The 16,651-nt window shown below is 55.3% G+C and carries 13 protein-coding genes and 1 riboswitch; of the genes, 7 read left to right on the forward strand and 6 right to left on the reverse strand.

The features are described 5' to 3' along the window. Nucleotide 1 precedes the first annotated feature (1 nt). Both thiC and LZP73_RS14565 read right to left on the reverse strand, forming a co-directional pair. Nucleotides 2-1,969 (reverse strand): phosphomethylpyrimidine synthase ThiC, encoded by a 1,968-nt coding sequence (gene thiC / locus LZP73_RS14560; RefSeq protein WP_234235720.1) that lies wholly within the window; start codon nucleotides 1,967-1,969, stop codon nucleotides 2-4. A 194-nt stretch (nucleotides 1,970-2,163) separates the two neighbouring features. Then, nucleotides 2,164-2,262, reverse strand: a riboswitch (TPP riboswitch). A gap of 168 nt (nucleotides 2,263-2,430) precedes the next feature. Further along, nucleotides 2,431-3,450 carry a hypothetical protein gene (locus tag LZP73_RS14565; protein WP_234235721.1) on the reverse strand — a complete coding sequence of 340 codons (1,020 nt, stop codon included), beginning with the start codon at nucleotides 3,448-3,450 and terminating at the stop codon, nucleotides 2,431-2,433. A gap of 285 nt (nucleotides 3,451-3,735) precedes the next feature. Here LZP73_RS14565 and trhA point away from each other — a divergent pair, with 285 nt between their 5' ends. Continuing rightward, on the forward strand, nucleotides 3,736-4,440 hold the full coding sequence (gene trhA, locus LZP73_RS14570) for a PAQR family membrane homeostasis protein TrhA (protein ID WP_267960205.1): 705 nt from the start codon (nucleotides 3,736-3,738) through the stop codon (nucleotides 4,438-4,440). Here trhA and LZP73_RS14575 read toward each other — a convergent pair. Both LZP73_RS14575 and def read right to left on the reverse strand, forming a co-directional pair. Next, on the reverse strand, nucleotides 4,437-4,982 hold the full coding sequence (locus tag LZP73_RS14575; protein ID WP_267960206.1) for a DTW domain-containing protein: 546 nt from the start codon (nucleotides 4,980-4,982) through the stop codon (nucleotides 4,437-4,439). The genes trhA and LZP73_RS14575 overlap by 4 nt on opposite strands. 152 nt (nucleotides 4,983-5,134) lie before the next feature. Then, nucleotides 5,135-5,626, reverse strand: a complete 492-nt coding sequence (gene def, locus LZP73_RS14580) for a peptide deformylase (RefSeq protein WP_169562425.1) — start codon at nucleotides 5,624-5,626, stop codon at nucleotides 5,135-5,137. A gap of 239 nt (nucleotides 5,627-5,865) precedes the next feature. Between def and LZP73_RS14585 the strand changes: the two genes are divergently transcribed. Next, nucleotides 5,866-6,222: an MGMT family protein gene (locus LZP73_RS14585; RefSeq protein WP_234235722.1), complete on the forward strand. Its 357-nt coding sequence runs from the start codon at nucleotides 5,866-5,868 to the stop codon at nucleotides 6,220-6,222. Nucleotides 6,223-6,254: 32 nt separating this feature from the next. Beyond that, nucleotides 6,255-7,067 carry a DUF3108 domain-containing protein gene (locus LZP73_RS14590; RefSeq protein WP_234235723.1) on the forward strand — a complete coding sequence of 271 codons (813 nt, stop codon included), beginning with the start codon at nucleotides 6,255-6,257 and terminating at the stop codon, nucleotides 7,065-7,067. A gap of 36 nt (nucleotides 7,068-7,103) precedes the next feature. Here the strand turns inward: LZP73_RS14590 and LZP73_RS14595 are convergent, their stop codons facing one another. Next, a complete protein-coding gene (locus LZP73_RS14595) occupies nucleotides 7,104-7,883 on the reverse strand; it encodes a class II glutamine amidotransferase (protein ID WP_234235724.1) in 780 nt (259 codons plus the stop codon). Nucleotides 7,884-8,125: 242 nt separating this feature from the next. On the opposite strand from LZP73_RS14595, the gene fadE reads away from it, so the two are divergent. The 4 genes from fadE (at nucleotide 8,126) to LZP73_RS14615 (ending at nucleotide 15,722) form a co-directional block, all read left to right on the forward strand. Next, complete coding sequence (fadE, locus tag LZP73_RS14600) at nucleotides 8,126-10,576, forward strand: acyl-CoA dehydrogenase FadE (RefSeq protein WP_234235725.1); 2,451 nt, start codon at nucleotides 8,126-8,128, stop codon at nucleotides 10,574-10,576. Nucleotides 10,577-10,911: 335 nt separating this feature from the next. Then, nucleotides 10,912-12,846, forward strand: coding sequence for a PrkA family serine protein kinase (locus LZP73_RS14605; RefSeq protein ID WP_234235726.1), 1,935 nt, complete (start codon nucleotides 10,912-10,914; stop codon nucleotides 12,844-12,846). Nucleotides 12,847-12,905: 59 nt separating this feature from the next. After that, complete coding sequence (locus tag LZP73_RS14610; protein ID WP_234235727.1) at nucleotides 12,906-14,174, forward strand: YeaH/YhbH family protein; 1,269 nt, start codon at nucleotides 12,906-12,908, stop codon at nucleotides 14,172-14,174. A gap of 9 nt (nucleotides 14,175-14,183) precedes the next feature. Further along, nucleotides 14,184-15,722, forward strand: coding sequence for a SpoVR family protein (locus LZP73_RS14615; protein ID WP_234235728.1), 1,539 nt, complete (start codon nucleotides 14,184-14,186; stop codon nucleotides 15,720-15,722). A gap of 129 nt (nucleotides 15,723-15,851) precedes the next feature. On the opposite strand, the gene fadR is transcribed toward LZP73_RS14615, so the two are convergent. Further along, nucleotides 15,852-16,568 carry a fatty acid metabolism transcriptional regulator FadR gene (gene fadR, locus LZP73_RS14620; protein WP_234235729.1) on the reverse strand — a complete coding sequence of 239 codons (717 nt, stop codon included), beginning with the start codon at nucleotides 16,566-16,568 and terminating at the stop codon, nucleotides 15,852-15,854. Between the last annotated feature and the right edge of the window lie 83 nt (nucleotides 16,569-16,651).

Consider the following 16,651-nt stretch of genomic DNA (forward strand, 5'->3'; position numbering starts at 1 on the left):
GTTATTGCTCCGACTCGAGTGCCAGGGGATCCGCAAGCTCGCCTACCGGGTGGTAGATGGCCGCGCCCGAGGCCTTGAACTGCGCCGCCTTCTGCGCCATCGCCGCCGCTAACCCGGCCTGATCACCGGGCTGAGTCACGGAGATGTGTTGCGTGAGGGTTTGCGCCTCCTGGGCGGCGGCATAGTCGCGCACTTCCTGGGTGATCTTCATCGAGCAGAACTTGGGGCCACACATGGAGCAGAAATGGGCCACCTTGGCCGACTCCTGGGGCAGGGATTCGTCGTGATAGGCCCTGGCGGTATCGGGATCCAGCCCCAGGTTGTATTGATCTTCCCAGCGGAACTCGAACCTGGCCTTGGACAAGGCATTGTCGCGCACCTGAGCGCCCGGATGCCCCTTGGCAATATCGGCGGCATGGGCGGCGATCTTATAGGCGATCAACCCCTGCTTGACATCTTCCTTGTTGGGCAGCCCCAAATGCTCCTTGGGGGTGACGTAGCAGAGCATGGCACAGCCATACCAGGCGATCATTGCCGCCCCTATGCCCGAGGTGAAGTGATCATAGCCTGGGGCTATGTCCGTGGTCTGGGGCCCCAGGGTGTAGAAAGGTGCCTCGTCGCAATGGGCCAGCTGCTTGTCCATGTTTTCCTTGATGAGCTGCATGGGGATATGCCCAGGGCCCTCGATTATGGTCTGGACATCGTATTCCCAGGCGATCTTGACCAGCTCTCCCAGGGTTTCCAGCTCGGCGAACTGGGCCTCGTCGTTGGCATCCGCGATACAACCCGGGCGCATGCCATCCCCCAGAGACAGGGACACGTCGTAGGCGGCGCACAGCTGGCAGATCTCACGGAAATGGGTGTAGAGGAAGCTCTCCTCGTGGTGGCTCAGGCACCATTTGGCCATGATGGAGCCGCCGCGGGAGACTATGCCCGTCAGGCGCTTGGCGGTCATGGGCACGTAACGCAGCAAGACGCCTGCGTGTATGGTGAAGTAGTCCACCCCCTGCTCCGCCTGCTCTATCAGGGTGTCGCGGAAGATCTCCCAGTTGAGCGCTTCGGCCACGCCATTGACTTTCTCCAGCGCCTGGTAGATGGGCACTGTGCCTATGGGCACGGGAGAGTTGCGCACTATCCATTCGCGGGTCTCATGAATGTAACGTCCGGTGGAGAGATCCATCACGGTATCGGCGCCCCAGCGGGTCGACCACACCAGCTTCTCGACTTCCTCCTCGATGGACGAAGTGACCGCCGAGTTGCCTATGTTGGCGTTGACCTTCACCAGAAAGTTGCGCCCTATGATCATGGGTTCGGCTTCGGGATGATTGATATTCAAGGGAATGATGGCGCGGCCGCGGGCCACTTCATCGCGGACGAACTCCGGGGTGATCAGCTCACCGACGACGGCCCCGAAGGCCTCGCCCTGGGCTTTCTGGGTCAGCACCCCTTCTGCGACTTCGGCGCGGGCCATGTTTTCCCGAATGGCTATGTATTCCATCTCAGGGGTGATGATGCCCTGACGCGCATAGTGCATCTGGGTGACACAGCGGCCGGGAATGGCGCGGCGCGGCGGGGACAAGGCCTCGAAACGCAGGTGATCCAGGCCGTCGTCGGCCAATCTCTGCTGGGTAAACTCTGAGCTTACAACCGTTAGCCGCTCTGTATCCTGGCGCTCGGCGATCCAGCCGTCACGCAGCTTGGGCAACCCCAGACGCACATTGATGTCTGCGGCCGGATCCGAATAGGCGCCGGCACAGTCATAGACCCTTATCGGTGGATTCTCCTCCGTGAGGGGGGCACTCTCGCTGCCGCCAATCAGGGTCGGGCTCTGGTGTATCTGCCGCATGCCGACGCGGAGATCCTCGCGGCTGCCGCCGAGATAGATTTTCTCGGAATTGGGGTGCTGCAAAGGTTTCAGGGTATCGATAAAGGCTTGCGCCTGGGCACGGGTTTCACGACGATTTGACATAAGCAATCTCACTTCTGAGTAAGTTGGAGTTGCTTGTCTGGAGACTTGAGTGGTTGATTAGCAGACGCAGCCGGGCAGTGCCTGTGCTGCGAAAATAACGCCTCTGGGTTCGAGGCCGTTTTCACGGCTCATCCGGTTGCTTGAAAACGCGCCCGGAACGAACATCATATGAGTTTCATTACATGACTTTCATTGGCGTTATTACGCTTGTTTCCTTCGCAGGTATTAACCTGATCAGGTTCAACGGATCCCGAATGAACGGTCTCAGCCCTAAGGCACTCCGACAAGATGTGCCTCAGTATAGACAGAAGCCTGAACCATGAACAAGGAAAATTTACTCGGCCTTAACAGACGTTAAAGCAAAAAAATAGATTCGATAAGATATTGTTTAACAACACTTAAATAAACATAATTATAAAAAATTGGTATATGAATGAATAAAACAGATGGCAATAGTGGCATTATTTGTGCTGCTTGACATGCATCTGCGCCCATCTGGCGTCTATGGCATCCTGAATATCCTGGTTCATCTTCTTGCCGCTGCAGTCGAAGGGGTAACCCAGGTTTTCCGCATAAGGGTTAAGTTGGTTGCCCACCTTGACCACCCGGTAACAGGTATCGCCCTTGCGCACGATACGGTTGGGATCCAGTTTGTTGCCCAGGGTCGTCGCTTTGCTGAAATCGTCGGCATTGGGCACCAGCAGCACTTCCATCTCAGCATCCATCTCGCTCATGGAACGCTTGGCGGTAAAGGCATCCGCCTCCTGCCGTACCAAGGTGTCCAGTGCCTGGCGGCGTTGACGCTGAAGATAACTCAGGGTGGACGCATCCCGGCTGAACAAGTCCTGAGCCACTGCGTCTCTTGGGGGTGTCGGGGTAAATCTGGCCTCAGGCACCAGCAGCCTAGTATCTGTCTCAGGCGGGGAAAACACCCAAGCTTCAGCTTCATTCGGAGGCGGCGCCGGCGCGGCCACATCATAGATAAAATGCGCCTCGGGCTCGGGCTCGGCAGGCTCAGTTTCAATCGTCTGGGGCTCAACAGCTGGCGTCTCTGCGGCCGGCCGGGTCCCTGTGGCCCGGCTCCCGGCAACATGAGTCTCGACGACTTGGCTCTCCTGGGCCTGGTTCTCGGCGGCATGAGTCTCGGCGGCTTGGCTCTCAGGGGGAACGGCCTGGCCGGCGGGTGCATACAAGAGGTAGGCCTGGATCTTGGGCGGTTTGACCGCCGCGACCGGACGCTCGGGCAGGCGCCAATACGCCTGCGCCAGCCACAAGAGCAACAGATGCAAGCCAAGCGCCAGGGTGACAAAACCTATGCCCGAGATTCGGCTAGCCGGACCCAGACGCATCAACCGCCCCAGGCCGCGGGCCGCCAGCGGTGCGCTGGCGAATGTTCGCTCTTCCCTCATGGCCTGTGTCGCCCGAGGATCCTGTGCCGCAACATCACAGCATTCAGGCACACTCATAAAGGGTACTTCCATTTCTTGCATCCATTCCCACTCCCTGACCAATGCGTCTGTTAGAGGTGGTGAGTCGAAGAAAGTTCCGCCTGGTCAATCTCTTAATCCGTCCCTTGAGCAGGCGGCTAAGCGGCGCCTGGAACCTAAGCTGGCACCCTATCCAGATCGGCAAGGAGCCAATCCATGGGCAGAGCCCGGGTAACCCGGGCAGGGAGTTTAAGCTTACACTTGTACGCTTAAATCTGGTATTTGACCGGCTCAGCTGTTAGACTCGCCGACATTCTAGCCAATACGGATGTTATCCCCATGCCCGAACAGAGCAACGCGCTCGACACTGCGACGCCCATCCCCCTGGAAGTCACCCAAGGCGCAGAGCCACGCCCCGAGGCTTATAGCCGGGCCGAAGAGTTGGCCAACAGCATCAGCCATGGCCTGGGGGTCATAGGCGGCGTAATCGGCCTGCTCGCCATGCTGGATAAAGGCAAAGATCATCTGAGTGGGCTCGAATTGAGCGGGGTGGGCATCTATGGTGCCAGCATCATACTGCTCTTTCTCTGCTCCACCCTCTATCACAGCGTCACCGCGAATCACTTGAAACGCAGGCTCAAGATCGCCGATCACTGCGCCATCTACTGCCTCATCGCCGGCACCTATACGCCGCTGATGCTGCTCGCCCTGCAAGGCACACAGGCGCTGGTGATCTTGACCGCCATCTGGTCACTGGCCCTCGGCGGTCTGGTGTTCAAGATGCTGTTCATTCACAGGTTCAAGCGCCTCAGCCTGGTGCTCTATCTGGCCATGGGCTGGTTATGTGTCACCGTCATGGGGGATCTCAGCGCCGCCATGTCGCCCCTGGGTTTTCGCCTATTGCTGCTGGGTGGGCTGTTTTACAGCCTGGGGGTGATCTTCTATGCGGGCAAGCGTATCCCCTTCAATCACGCCATCTGGCACCTGTTCGTGCTGGGCGGCGCCGTGAGCCACTTTCTCTGTGTCTACCTGACACTGCTCTAGCCTCGGGCTGCCAGCTCCCAGCGGGCAAAGTCGGCGCTCAGCCCGGCCGCCTCGGCCTTTAGATTGGCCGCGTCGAACAGGGCTATGATGCACTCCAAGGTGCAGAGGCCTCCGGGGATTTGATTGCGACGCTGGGTGAATCTCGATGCCTGTGGCTGTGCCAGGGATATTCTGGCGGCGGTGCGCAGATAAGGGCTCTGACGCAACATCTTACGCGCCTCCTGCCAGGTGGCATCGAGGATCACTATGGTGTCGGCTTCGCAGGCTTCTGCTGCCTGAGTTGCGGGTTCGTCAGCCCCGGGATTTCTGCCTGCGGCTAGCCGGCTTGCTGACGCGGGCACGGCACAGGCCTCAGACTCGGCGGGAAACAGCAGGCTCGCCTGCCGCGATTCGAGCATGGCCAGCAGAGCAGCTTCCGGCCGGGTCCTGGACCAGATCACCCTGCGGCATAATTCCGGAAAGGCCTGCAGAGCCAACTGGCCCGTATTGCTGGCGCGATCCAATTCCCGCTCATGGGTCAATAACACTATCTGCACGCTCATTGCCCGTCTCGCCTCACTGATCTGTGCATCCTGGCCTGTGCATCCGCCGCCAAGACGGCAAGCTGTGACCAAGGCCGGTGAAAAATCAATAAAAAAACACCTCCCGCTCAGGAAGGTGTCTAAGATGTCGAAAGCGACTGCCGTCAAGCGCCTCAGGCGTATTTACGCACTTTCTTCAGAGCTATCTGTTGCTTGAGCGTGGAAAGGTGCTCGATAAAGACTTTGCCATGCAGGTGATCTATCTCATGCTGCAACACTATGGCCAAGAAATCATCGGTTTCTATCTCTATGGCCTTGCCGGCGCGATCCAGGGCGGTGACTTTCACCTTCTCGAAGCGGGCCACCTTGGCACGGTACCCGGGAATGGAGAGACAACCTTCCTCACCCACATACTCACCGGACTTCTCGACTATCTCGGGATTGACCAACACCAGGGGCTGATCCCGGCCCTCGGACAGATCTATCACTATGATGGCGTCTTGACTGCCGACCTGGGTCGCCGCCAAACCTATGCCATCCTCCGTGTGGTACATGGTCTCTATCAGATCGTCGATAAAGCCTTGCACTTGGGTCACGTCCTGCACCGGGCGAGCCTTACGTTTCAGACGTTCATCCGGGATGGTTAAAATATCGAGTACAGCCATGGACAGTTATCATCTCTTTGCGGGTAAAAATTTCGCCGCTATTATGGACTAATTCGTGCAAAGACAAAACCCCATTGAGATGCGCCTGTCCTCGGAGGCGATTCACCCGGATGGGATTTAGCGCTATTATCCTTATTAGCTATCCCCACTGAATCACGAGTCATGAGCCCGGCATCGACTGAGACTGCAGAAGATGAGACGGCGCCACTCGGGTCAATATAAGGCAAGGCAAAGACGCAATGATGTTAGAAAACCGCAGCTGGTCGCCCATGGAAAAAATCTGGCATATTATCACCATGATCCCGCCGGGTCGGGTCATCAGCTATGGCAAGGTCGCCGACTATGCCGGGCTGCCCGGCCGCGCCCGCTATGTATCCAAGGCGCTGAAAACCGCGCCCGACGCCATGCAACTGCCCTGGCATAGGGTCATCAACAGCCAAGGTAAAATATCATTCAAGGAAAATTCTGCCGCCTTTCAAGAACAAATGGAATTATTGAGACTCGAAGGAATTGAGGTCATACGGGGCAGAGTCAAACTGCTCAACTACGAATGGCGCCCGGACATGGCGACGCTGGTGATGGCGATGCCCTTTTGAGTCTATTACCCGAACACATGAAGGAGTCCAGCTTGCGTACTATTGCCCGAATCATCTGCGGCCTGTTATCCCTGTCTCCCGGCCTGTGGGCGCAGGCGACACCTACGCCCTTAACGGCGCAAACCGCCGAGTACAATGTCTATTATGGCAGCATAGAACTGGGTAAGGCCCGCTACCAGTTGCCCGCCAGCGACGACGGCCTCTATGTCTATCGTTTCGACAGCGCCCTGAGCCTGTTGCTGCTGACCGACGTACGCCATGCCCATAGCGAGTTTACCCGCGAGGGCGAACAGCTTATCCCACTGCGCTACATGCATGAGCGTTCAGGCACGGGCCCCGACTACAATGAACAGAGCGCCTTCGCCAAGGGTCAGGCAGTAGTACATACCCGCTATAAGGATGAAAGGGGCAAACTGCCCTACGATGGCTTACTCTTCGACCCACTCATGTTGCAGCTGCAGCTGAGATTGGACATAGGGGCGGGCAAGACCCAGCTGCATTACAACATGGTCAAAGATAATGAGATCGAGGAGTATGACTTTCGGGTCCTGGACAAGGAACGGCTGACACTCGACAGCGGCAGCTATGACACGGTCAAAATTGAGGTGATGCGGGATAACCCCAAACGCCAGACCTTCTTCTGGATGGCACCCGAGCTCGCCTATCTGCCCGTGCGTCTGACCCACTTCGAAAAAGGCAGCAAACAGCTCGACATCCAGCTGCTCAGCTATCAGTTCAGTGAGGCCATGCCGCTGCCGGGCGAACAAACCACCCAAAGGGTCAAACCCGGCGAGCAACCCGGGTTATCGAAAAGTGCCGACACAGGAACCCAGTCGGCACACTGAGCCTAACCGGGGGGCCTGAACCGCCAGGCTAACGACTCAGGCCGGCGGCAGCAATTCCCCCTGTTTGAACAGGGTCCACTCCCCCGGCTGCAACAAATGCCAATGCTCGTTGTTGGTCAGCGGCCGGGTAGCGACCACTGTCACCACATCCAAGGGCGTCGTTTCCTTGTCGAAGTCGATCACCACATCCGTGTCTATCAGGGTCGCCTTGCCGAAGGGCGCGCGCCGGGTGATGTAGCAGAGATTATTGCTGCAATAGCTCATCAGATACTCGCCATCGCTGAGGATCATGTTGAATACCCCGAGTTGGCGTATCTCGTCGGCAAGCCCGGCAATGAAACGAAACACCGCCTGCATGTCCTCCGGGGCCCGGTCACCGAACTTGTCGGCCACGCATTCCAAAATCCAACAGAAGGCCCGCTCGCTATCCGTATCTCCGACCGGCTGGTAGCGGGCGACGACAAACTTATCCTGATAGTCGCTCAACTGACCATTATGGGCATAGGTCCAGTAACGGCCCCACAATTCCCGGGTGAAGGGATGGGTGTTTTCCAGCGCCACACATCCCCGGTTCGCCTGGCGAATATGGCTGACCACCACCTCGCTCTTGATAGGGTATGACTGGATAAGCTTGGCTATCTGGGACTCGCTGCTGGGACAGGCATCCTTGAAGGTGCGGCTGCCCTTGCCTTCGTAGAAGGTAATGCCCCAACCGTCGACGTGGGGGCCAGTGATCCCGCCTCTCTGTGCTAAGCCGGTAAAACTGAAGACAATATCGGTTGGCACGTTGGCACTCATAGCCAGTAATTCACACATCTATATGCCCTGAATGATCTAAAATAAGCAAGTAGCTTAATTCTAACGAGTTGACGGAATTTGTGGAATCCTCGCGGTCGACAAATAATTTAAACAATTGTTTGAAAAATGCTTGTGTTCAAATTCGCTTAGGTTTAACTTTTACTACGATACAGGTCTGACCACAGCCTATACTGTGTACAAGATAGATAAAAGTTATATGACCCGTGATGGACACAGCGTCATTTTTAAGGAGAACTACAGTGACTACCCTACTTTGGATCATCGCCATGATCTTGGTGCTGGGAGCCGTTGCATACCTCAGGGTATCTCTGCTCACTGCCACTATTGCCGCCGCAGTCGTCATGGCTGCCGGATGGGCTCTGGATATCATAGGCCCAATAGGCGGGATAATCTTCCTGGCCATTGCCCTGCCACTGAACATCAGTGCATTCAGACAAGGCATACTCAGCCGTCCGCTGTTGAAGCTCTATCGCGGCATCATGCCCGAGATGTCTTCGACCGAGAAAGAAGCCATCGAAGCCGGCACCACCTGGTGGGAAGCCGATCTCTTCGCCGGCAAGCCCAACTGGAAAAAGCTGCATAACTACCCGGTTGCCCGTTTAAGCGCCGAAGAACAAGCCTTCCTGGATGGCCCGGTCGAAGAAGTATGCCGCATGCTGAACCAGCATCAGGTATCCCATCAGTTGGCCGATCTGCCGGCCGAGATCTGGCAATACCTGAAAGACAACGGCTTCTTCGCCATGATCATCAAGAAGAAGTACGGTGGTCTGGAATTCTCCGCCTATGCCCAATCCAGGGTACTGCAGAAACTGGCTGGCCTGAGCAGCGAACTGGCTTCGACTGTCGGGGTACCTAACTCTCTGGGTCCTGGCGAACTGCTGCAACACTATGGTACACCCGAACAACAAGATCACTATCTGCCTCGCCTGGCCAAGGGCCTGGAAGTGCCTTGTTTCGCCCTCACCAGCCCGGAAGCAGGCAGCGATGCCGGCTCTATCCCTGACTTCGGCATCGTCTGCAAGGGTCAATGGGAAGGCGAAGAAGTGCTCGGCATGAAGCTGACCTGGAATAAGCGCTACATCACCCTGGCCCCTGTGGCTACAGTACTGGGTCTGGCGTTCAAACTGCGCGATCCTGAGCATCTGCTCGGCGACCAGGAAGAACTCGGTATTACCTGCGCCCTGATCCCGACCGATGTCGCAGGCGTGGAAACCGGCCGTCGCCACTTCCCGCTCAACTGCATGTTCCAGAATGGTCCGACCCGCGGCAATGAAGTATTCGTGCCCCTGAGCTTCATCATAGGCGGTCCCAAGATGGCCGGCCAAGGCTGGCGCATGCTGGTCGAATGCCTGTCCGTTGGCCGTGGCATTACCCTGCCGTCCAACTCGGCCGGTGGTGTCAAGACTGCCGCCCTGGCGACCGGTGCCTATGCCCGCATCCGCCGTCAGTTCAAGCTGCCTATAGGCAAGCTCGAAGGCATAGAAGAACCTATGGCACGCATAGGGGGTAACGCCTATCTGATGGATGCCGTGACTTCTCTGACCACCACAGGCATAGACTTGGGTGAGAAGCCTTCGGTCATCTCCGCCATAGTGAAATACCACCTGACAGACAGGATGCAGAAATGCGTCATAGATGCCATGGATATTCACGGTGGTAAGGGCGTCTGCCTCGGCCCCAACAACTACCTGGGTCGTGGCTATCAGGCCGCACCTATCGCCATCACGGTGGAAGGCGCCAACATACTGACCCGTTCCATGATCATCTATGGTCAGGGGGCGATTCGCTGTCATCCCTATGTCCTGGCGGAAATGGAATCGGCCTTCGATACCGATGCCAAGCGTGGTCTGGCGAACTTCGATGAGGCCCTGTTCGGCCACATAGGCTTCACCACAAGTAACCTGATCCGCAGCTTCTGGCTGGGTCTGACCTCGAGCCGCTTCTCCAACGCGCCTTATTCAGACAAGACCAAGCGTTACTATCAGCACATGAACCGCTTCAGTGCCAACCTGGCCCTGCTATCCGATCTCGCCATGGCGACCCTGGGTGGCAACCTGAAACGCAAGGAACGCATCTCTGCGCGTCTGGGCGACTTGTTGAGCCAACTCTACCTGGCATCTGCCACGCTGAAACGCTACCAAGACGAAGGTCGTCAGACAGAAGATCTGCCACTGGTACAATGGGCGGTAGAAGATGCACTGCATAAGCTGCAGACCTCGCTGGACGATCTGCTGGACAACTTCCCCATGGGTCTGGGCGGCGTATTGCGCTTCGTCTTATTCCCCTTCGGCCGTCCACTGAAACGCCCAAGCGATGTGCTGGATCACAAGGTGGCCAAGATAATGCAAACCCCTTGTGCCAGCCGCGATCGTTTAGGCCAGGGCCAGTTCTGGGAAGCCTCGGAGCATAATGCCGTCGGCATCCAGGAACAGACCTTCAAGGACATACTGGCGTCTGAGCCGCTGTACGACAAGGTGTGCCAGGCTGCCGGCAAGCGCCTGCCATTCATGTGGCTGGACAAGATCGCCGCCGAAGGCAAGGCGCTTGGCGTCCTCAGCGAAGAAGAGGTCGCCCTGCTGGAACGTGCCGAGATTGGCCGTATGAAGTCCATCAACGTCGATGACTTCGATCCACAGGAACTCAGGGCGCAGACGCTGAACAGCGACAAGACACAAGAACGCGCCGCTTAGTCTGACTTGGTCTGAGCAGACAAACCTCCTAAAAACCGCCCCATGCCAGGGCGGTTTTTTTATTTCCCGCCGCGGCAAACCTTTCTCAGGCGACACAAGCCAAGGGCATGCTCGCCGGCCTCACTCGAGCCCATGCCCATGGACAAGCCCCCTGCATCGCCCGAGGCTTAATCTCGAGATAAGACATGGGTGCAACTATTGCGTTTGCAACTATTTGTCTTTGATTTATTTGATTTTTTTACACGAACACACAATTTGAGTCTAAGATTAACTATAGGAGGCTGGTTTATCAGTTCATCCAAACCATAACATCACTTGCGTTTCAGGGGGTTACTATGGGCATATTCGAGCATTATCAAAAGCGGTATGAACAAAAACTCGAAGAAGAATACACGCTGCAACAGTTTCTGGACATATGTAAGGAAGATCGCAGCGCCTATGCGTCGGCGGCCGAACGCCTGCTGCTCGCCATAGGCAAGGCCGAGGTCATAGACACGGCGAAGGATCCTGTGTTGAGCCGCATCTTCTCCAATCGACTCATCTCCAGATACCCGGCTTTCGGGGATTTCTATGGCATGGAAGAAGCGATAGAACAAATCGTTGCCTATCTAAAACATTCGGCCCAGGGGTTGGAAGAATCCAAGCAGATCATCTACCTGCTCGGTCCCGTCGGTGGGGGTAAGTCATCCCTGGCCGATAAGCTCAAGGAATTGATGCAGAAAGTGCCCATCTATGTCCTCAGTGCCGACGGCGTTCACAGCCCGGTCAATGATCACCCCTTCTGCCTGTTCGATCTGGCGGAGGATGGCCAGCTGCTCAAGGAAGAATACAAGATCCCCGAACGTTACCTGAAAACCATAATGTCGCCCTGGGCGGTGAAACGTCTGCACGATTTCGGTGGGGATATTTCCAGATTCCGTGTGGTCAAGGTCTTCCCTTCCATCCTGAATCAAACGGCCATCGCCAAGACAGAACCCGGCGATGAGAATAACCAGGACATCTCCTCTCTGGTGGGGAAAGTGGATATCCGCCAGCTGGAGCATTTCGCCCAAAACGATGCCGATGCCTATTCCTATTCTGGGGCCCTATGCCGCGCCAATCAGGGATTGATGGAGTTTGTGGAGATGTTCAAGGCGCCGATAAAAGTGCTGCATCCCCTGCTGACCGCGACCCAGGAAGGCAACTACAACGGCACCGAGGGCCTGTCGGCCCTGCCCTTCAACGGCATCATCCTGGCTCACTCCAACGAGTCGGAATGGCTGAGCTTCAAGAACAACAAGAATAACGAAGCCTTCCTCGACCGTGTCTATATCGTCAAGGTGCCCTACTGTCTGCGGGTGTCGGAAGAAATTCGCATCTATCAGAAACTCCTGGTCAACTCGGAACTGAGCCAAGCCCCTTGTGCCCCCGGCACCTTGGAAACCCTGGCACAGTTCAGTGTGCTTTCCAGGATCAAGGTCCCGGAAAATTCCTCTATTTTCTCCAAGATGCGTGTCTATAACGGCGAGAGCCTCAAGGACACAGATCCCAAGGCCAAGTCCTATCAGGAATACAGGGACTATGCCGGCGTCGACGAAGGCATGCATGGTCTCTCGACCCGTTTCGCCTTTAAGATACTGTCGAAGGTATTCAACTTCGATCACAGCGAGATTGCCGCCAACCCCGTGCATCTGTTCTACGTGCTGGAACGTCAGATAGAGCAAGAGCAGTTCCCCAGCGATGTCAGCGAACATTATCTGGAGTTTCTCAAGGGCTACCTGATCCCCAAATATGTGGAATTCATAGGCAAGGAAATCCAGACCGCCTACCTTGAGTCCTACTCGGAATATGGCCAAAACATTTTCGACCGTTATGTGACCTATGCCGACTTCTGGATCCAGGATCAGGAATACAGGGATCCCGAGACAGGCCAGTTGTTCGACCGGGCCGCGCTCAATGCCGAACTGGAGAAAATCGAGAAACCGGCCGGGATCAGCAACCCCAAAGATTTCCGCAATGAGATAGTCAACTTTGTGCTGCGGGCGCGGGCCAACAACGAAGGCAATAACCCCTTGTGGACCAGCTATGAGAAACTGCGCACCGTCATAGAGAAGAAGATGTTCTCCAACACCGAAGACTTACTGCCGGTCATTTCCTTCAATGCCAAGACTTCGACCGACGATCAACGCAAGCACGATGATTTCGTCAACCGCATGATGGAAAAAGGCTACACCAAGAAACAAGTCAGACTGCTGTCTGAATGGTATCTGAGGGTGCGTAAGTCATCATAGTATCGCCATAACACCTGGGCCTTAAACCTGAGGCCCAGCTTATGGTTGGGGAGGTGCGTATGGCGAATTTCATTGACAGGCGACTCAATGCTAAGGGAAAGAGCACAGTCAATCGGCAACGATTTATCACCCGCTACAAGCAACAAATCAAGAAGGCCGTCAGCGATGCCGTCACGCGCCGCAGTGTGACCGACGTCGACACAGGGGAAAAGATCGGCATCCCCACCCGGGATATCAGCGAACCCATGTTCCACCAGGGGCAAGGGGGGGTTAAGGAGCGAGTGCATCCAGGCAACGATCAGTTTGTCCGCGGCGATCAAATCGAGCGGCCACCCGGTGGTGATGGTTCAGGTGCAGGCAAAGGCAAGGCATCGGATTCGGGCGAGGGCCAGGATGATTTCGTGTTCGAAATCTCCAAGGATGAGTATCTCGAACTCCTGTTCGAAGATCTTGAACTGCCCAACCTGCAGAAAAACCGCCTCAACAAACTGGTCGAGTATCAAACCTATAGATCCGGTTTCACCAACGATGGGGTACCGGCCAATATCAACATCATACGCTCGTTGCGCTCATCGCTGGCACGGCGTATCGCCATGTCGGCCAGCAAAAAGAAATTGCTCAGGGAATTGGAAGAAGAACTGCTGCTGCTCGAGAATACCCCAGGATCGAAAGCCGAAACCATCATGGAGCTCAAGAAACAGATTGACTTGCTGAAACAGAAAATCGCCAGCGTGCCTTTCATCGACACCTTCGATCTCAGGTACAACAACTATGCCAAGCGTGAGGTGCCTTCCAGTCAGGCGGTGATGTTCTGCCTCATGGATGTGTCAGGCTCCATGGACCAAGCCACCAAGGACATGGCAAAACGTTTCTATATTCTCCTGTACCTTTTCCTCACCCGGACATATAAAAACCTGGATGTCGTCTATATCCGGCATCATACCCAGGCCAAGGAAGTGGACGAACACGAATTCTTCTACTCCCAGGAAACGGGCGGTACCATAGTCTCCAGCGCCCTGAAGCTGATGCATGAGATCCAGCAGGCGCGCTATCCCGCCAGCGAGTGGAACATCTATGCCGCCCAGGCCTCCGACGGCGACAACTGGGCCGACGACTCCCCCACTTGCCGCCAATTGCTGGATAAACAGATCCTGCCCCTGGTGCGCTACTTCAGTTACATAGAAATCACCAACCGCACCCACCAGACCCTATGGCGGGAGTATGAAACCCTGCAACAGAAATATGACAACATAGCAGTGCAGCACATACGGCAGGCCGAAGATATCTACCCTGTGTTCAGAGAGCTATTCAAGAAACAAGCGGTTTAAGGGGGCATTATGGGGAACATAGCACGCACACCACTGAGTGATGGACCCGAATGGAGCTTCGAGTTGCTGCAGGAATATCTGGACGAAATAGAACACATTGCGGCCCTGTATCGCCTGGAGACCTATCCGAACCAGATAGAGGTGATCACCGCCGAACAGATGATGGATGCCTATGCGGGTATCGGTATGCCGCTTGGCTACACCCACTGGTCATTTGGCAAACGTTTCATAGAGACGGAGCAAGGCTACAAACGCGGCCAAATGGGGCTGGCCTATGAGATAGTGATCAACTCGAACCCTTGCATAGCCTACCTGATGGAAGAAAATACCATGACGATGCAGGCGCTGGTGATCGCCCATGCCAGTTTCGGCCATAACAGTTTCTTCAAGAATAATTACCTGTTCAAAGCCTGGACTGATGCGGGCTCCATCATAGACTATCTGGTGTTTGCCAAGAATTACATCAGCGAATGCGAGCAGAAGTACGGTGTCGAGCAGGTCGAAAATATCCTCGACTCCTGCCATGCCCTGATGAATTACGGCGTCGATCGCTATAAACGTCCCACAGAGATCTCCCTGAAAGAAGAGCAACTCAGGCAGGAGGAACGTGAGGAATACCTCCAGAGCCAGGTGAACGATCTATGGCGTACCATTCCCCTGTCTCCCCAGGAACAGGCCAAAGCCAAGCCTCGACGTTTTCCGGCAGAGCCGGAAGAAAACATCCTCTACTTCATAGAGAAAAATGCGCCGCTGTTGGAGCCCTGGCAACGTGAGATAGTACGTATCGTCCGCAAGATGGCACAATATTTCTATCCGCAGAAACAGACCCAGGTGATGAACGAAGGCTGGGCGACCTTCTGGCATTATACCCTGCTCAATCGCCTCTACGACGACGGCAAGGTCACGGACAGATTCATGATGGAGTTTCTCCAGAGTCACACAGGGGTCATAGCTCAACCCAGCTATAACAGCCCTTATTACAAGGGTATCAATCCCTATGCGCTCGGCTTCAACATGTTTGCCGATATTCGCCGTATCTGCGAAGAGCCTACCGACGAAGACAAGGCCTGGTTTCCCGACATAGCAGGCAGTGATTGGCTCGACACCCTGCATTTCGCGATGCAGAACTTCAAGGATGAAAGCTTCATCAGCCAATACCTGTCACCCAGACTCATTCGCCAGTTCAAGCTGTTTGGCATACTCGACGATGATCAGAAAAACTACCTGTCTGTGTCCGCTATCCACGACGAGCAAGGCTACCATGACATAAGGCGCATCTTGTCCCAGCAGTACAACCTGTCCAACATTGAACCCAACATCCAGGTGCATGAAGTCAAAATCAGTGGAGATCGTTCGCTGACGCTAAGGTATGTGCCTTCGAACCGCATCCCGCTGGCCGATACTTGCTCCGAAGTCATGAAACATTTACACAGGTTGTGGGGCTTCGCCGTCACGCTGGAAGAAAAGGATGACGAGGGCAATATCAACGTCATCGCCAAGTGTCCGGAACACCTGGAAGAACGCCGCAAGCAACCCAGCAGCATCTAGTCGGCAAAAAAAATCGCTTCGTCCAAAGGGACGAAGCGATGTCTTCTCAAGCCTCAACCAGCCCAGCAGATAGATTGCACATCTAAGCCGCCAATTGCCTGATAATTGCTTGGCTCAATTGCCTGACTGTTAATTGTCCTGGGCTATGCCGGCCGGCATATCATCACGCAGCAACTGCCACATCTTGCCACTGTTGATACCATAGGTGCGCATCAATGCCGGTACATTGCCATAATTTTTGGCCTTTGCCAGCACTTCCAATTCCTTATAGAAGTTCAGCGCCAAGGCTCTGGCTTCGGCGCTGGAGAAATAGTAGCGCCCGACCCGGCTGTACAAACCTTTGAAACCATTGAGGATCAGCACATACAGAGGATTGCCCGAAGAGAAGGCCAGGGTGTGATGCAGCAAATAGTCATATTCGGCGAAAGACTCGGCGGTATCCTCCAACTGATGGATCTTGGATAAGACTTCCACCGCAGTTTCAGGGTTATGCCTCAGGGCACCGCGAAAATAAATGGCACTGACATTGGTTCTGGCCGACAACAACTGATCGACCAACACGGGAAAACCTTCTGGGTTCAGGTCCGCTATGGTCTCGAGTATGTTCAAGCCGGAGGTTTCCCAGAAATTGTTCACCCGCGTCGGTTTGCCATGTTGGATTTTCAGCCAGCCGTCGCGCGCCAGTCTTTGCAACACTTCTCTCAAGGTGGTGCGGGTTACGCCTATGAGTTCTGATAGCTCTCGTTCAGCCGGTAAAATAGATCCCGGAGGGAATTTATTTTCCCAGATCGATCTTACTATGTATTTCTCTGCAAAACTTGCAGGTCCTTTGGCATTGATTATCATCAGCCCACTTATCCAGTTGTTAAGCATAGTTATAGACTGATCATACCAGAGCGGGGACAAATGAAAACCATTGCACCGCAATA

Origin of the sequence: Shewanella sp. AS16 (assembly GCF_021412365.1) — a bacterium.
In the GTDB taxonomy this organism is placed as follows: Bacteria; Pseudomonadota; Gammaproteobacteria; order Enterobacterales; family Shewanellaceae; genus Shewanella; species Shewanella salipaludis.

Coding starts and splice junctions, on each gene's coding strand:
- thiC (WP_234235720.1), bottom strand. CDS start 1,969: ATGTCAAATCGTCGTGAAACCCGTGCCCAGGCGCAAGCCTTTATCGAT.
- LZP73_RS14565 (WP_234235721.1), bottom strand. CDS start 3,450: ATGGAAGTACCCTTTATGAGTGTGCCTGAATGCTGTGATGTTGCGGCA.
- trhA (WP_267960205.1), top strand. CDS start 3,736: ATGCCCGAACAGAGCAACGCGCTCGACACTGCGACGCCCATCCCCCTG.
- LZP73_RS14575 (WP_267960206.1), bottom strand. CDS start 4,982: ATGAGCGTGCAGATAGTGTTATTGACCCATGAGCGGGAATTGGATCGC.
- def (WP_169562425.1), bottom strand. CDS start 5,626: ATGGCTGTACTCGATATTTTAACCATCCCGGATGAACGTCTGAAACGT.
- LZP73_RS14585 (WP_234235722.1), top strand. CDS start 5,866: ATGATGTTAGAAAACCGCAGCTGGTCGCCCATGGAAAAAATCTGGCAT.
- LZP73_RS14595 (WP_234235724.1), bottom strand. CDS start 7,883: ATGTGTGAATTACTGGCTATGAGTGCCAACGTGCCAACCGATATTGTC.
- LZP73_RS14605 (WP_234235726.1), top strand. CDS start 10,912: ATGGGCATATTCGAGCATTATCAAAAGCGGTATGAACAAAAACTCGAA.
- LZP73_RS14610 (WP_234235727.1), top strand. CDS start 12,906: ATGGCGAATTTCATTGACAGGCGACTCAATGCTAAGGGAAAGAGCACA.
- LZP73_RS14615 (WP_234235728.1), top strand. CDS start 14,184: ATGGGGAACATAGCACGCACACCACTGAGTGATGGACCCGAATGGAGC.
- fadR (WP_234235729.1), bottom strand. CDS start 16,568: ATGATAATCAATGCCAAAGGACCTGCAAGTTTTGCAGAGAAATACATA.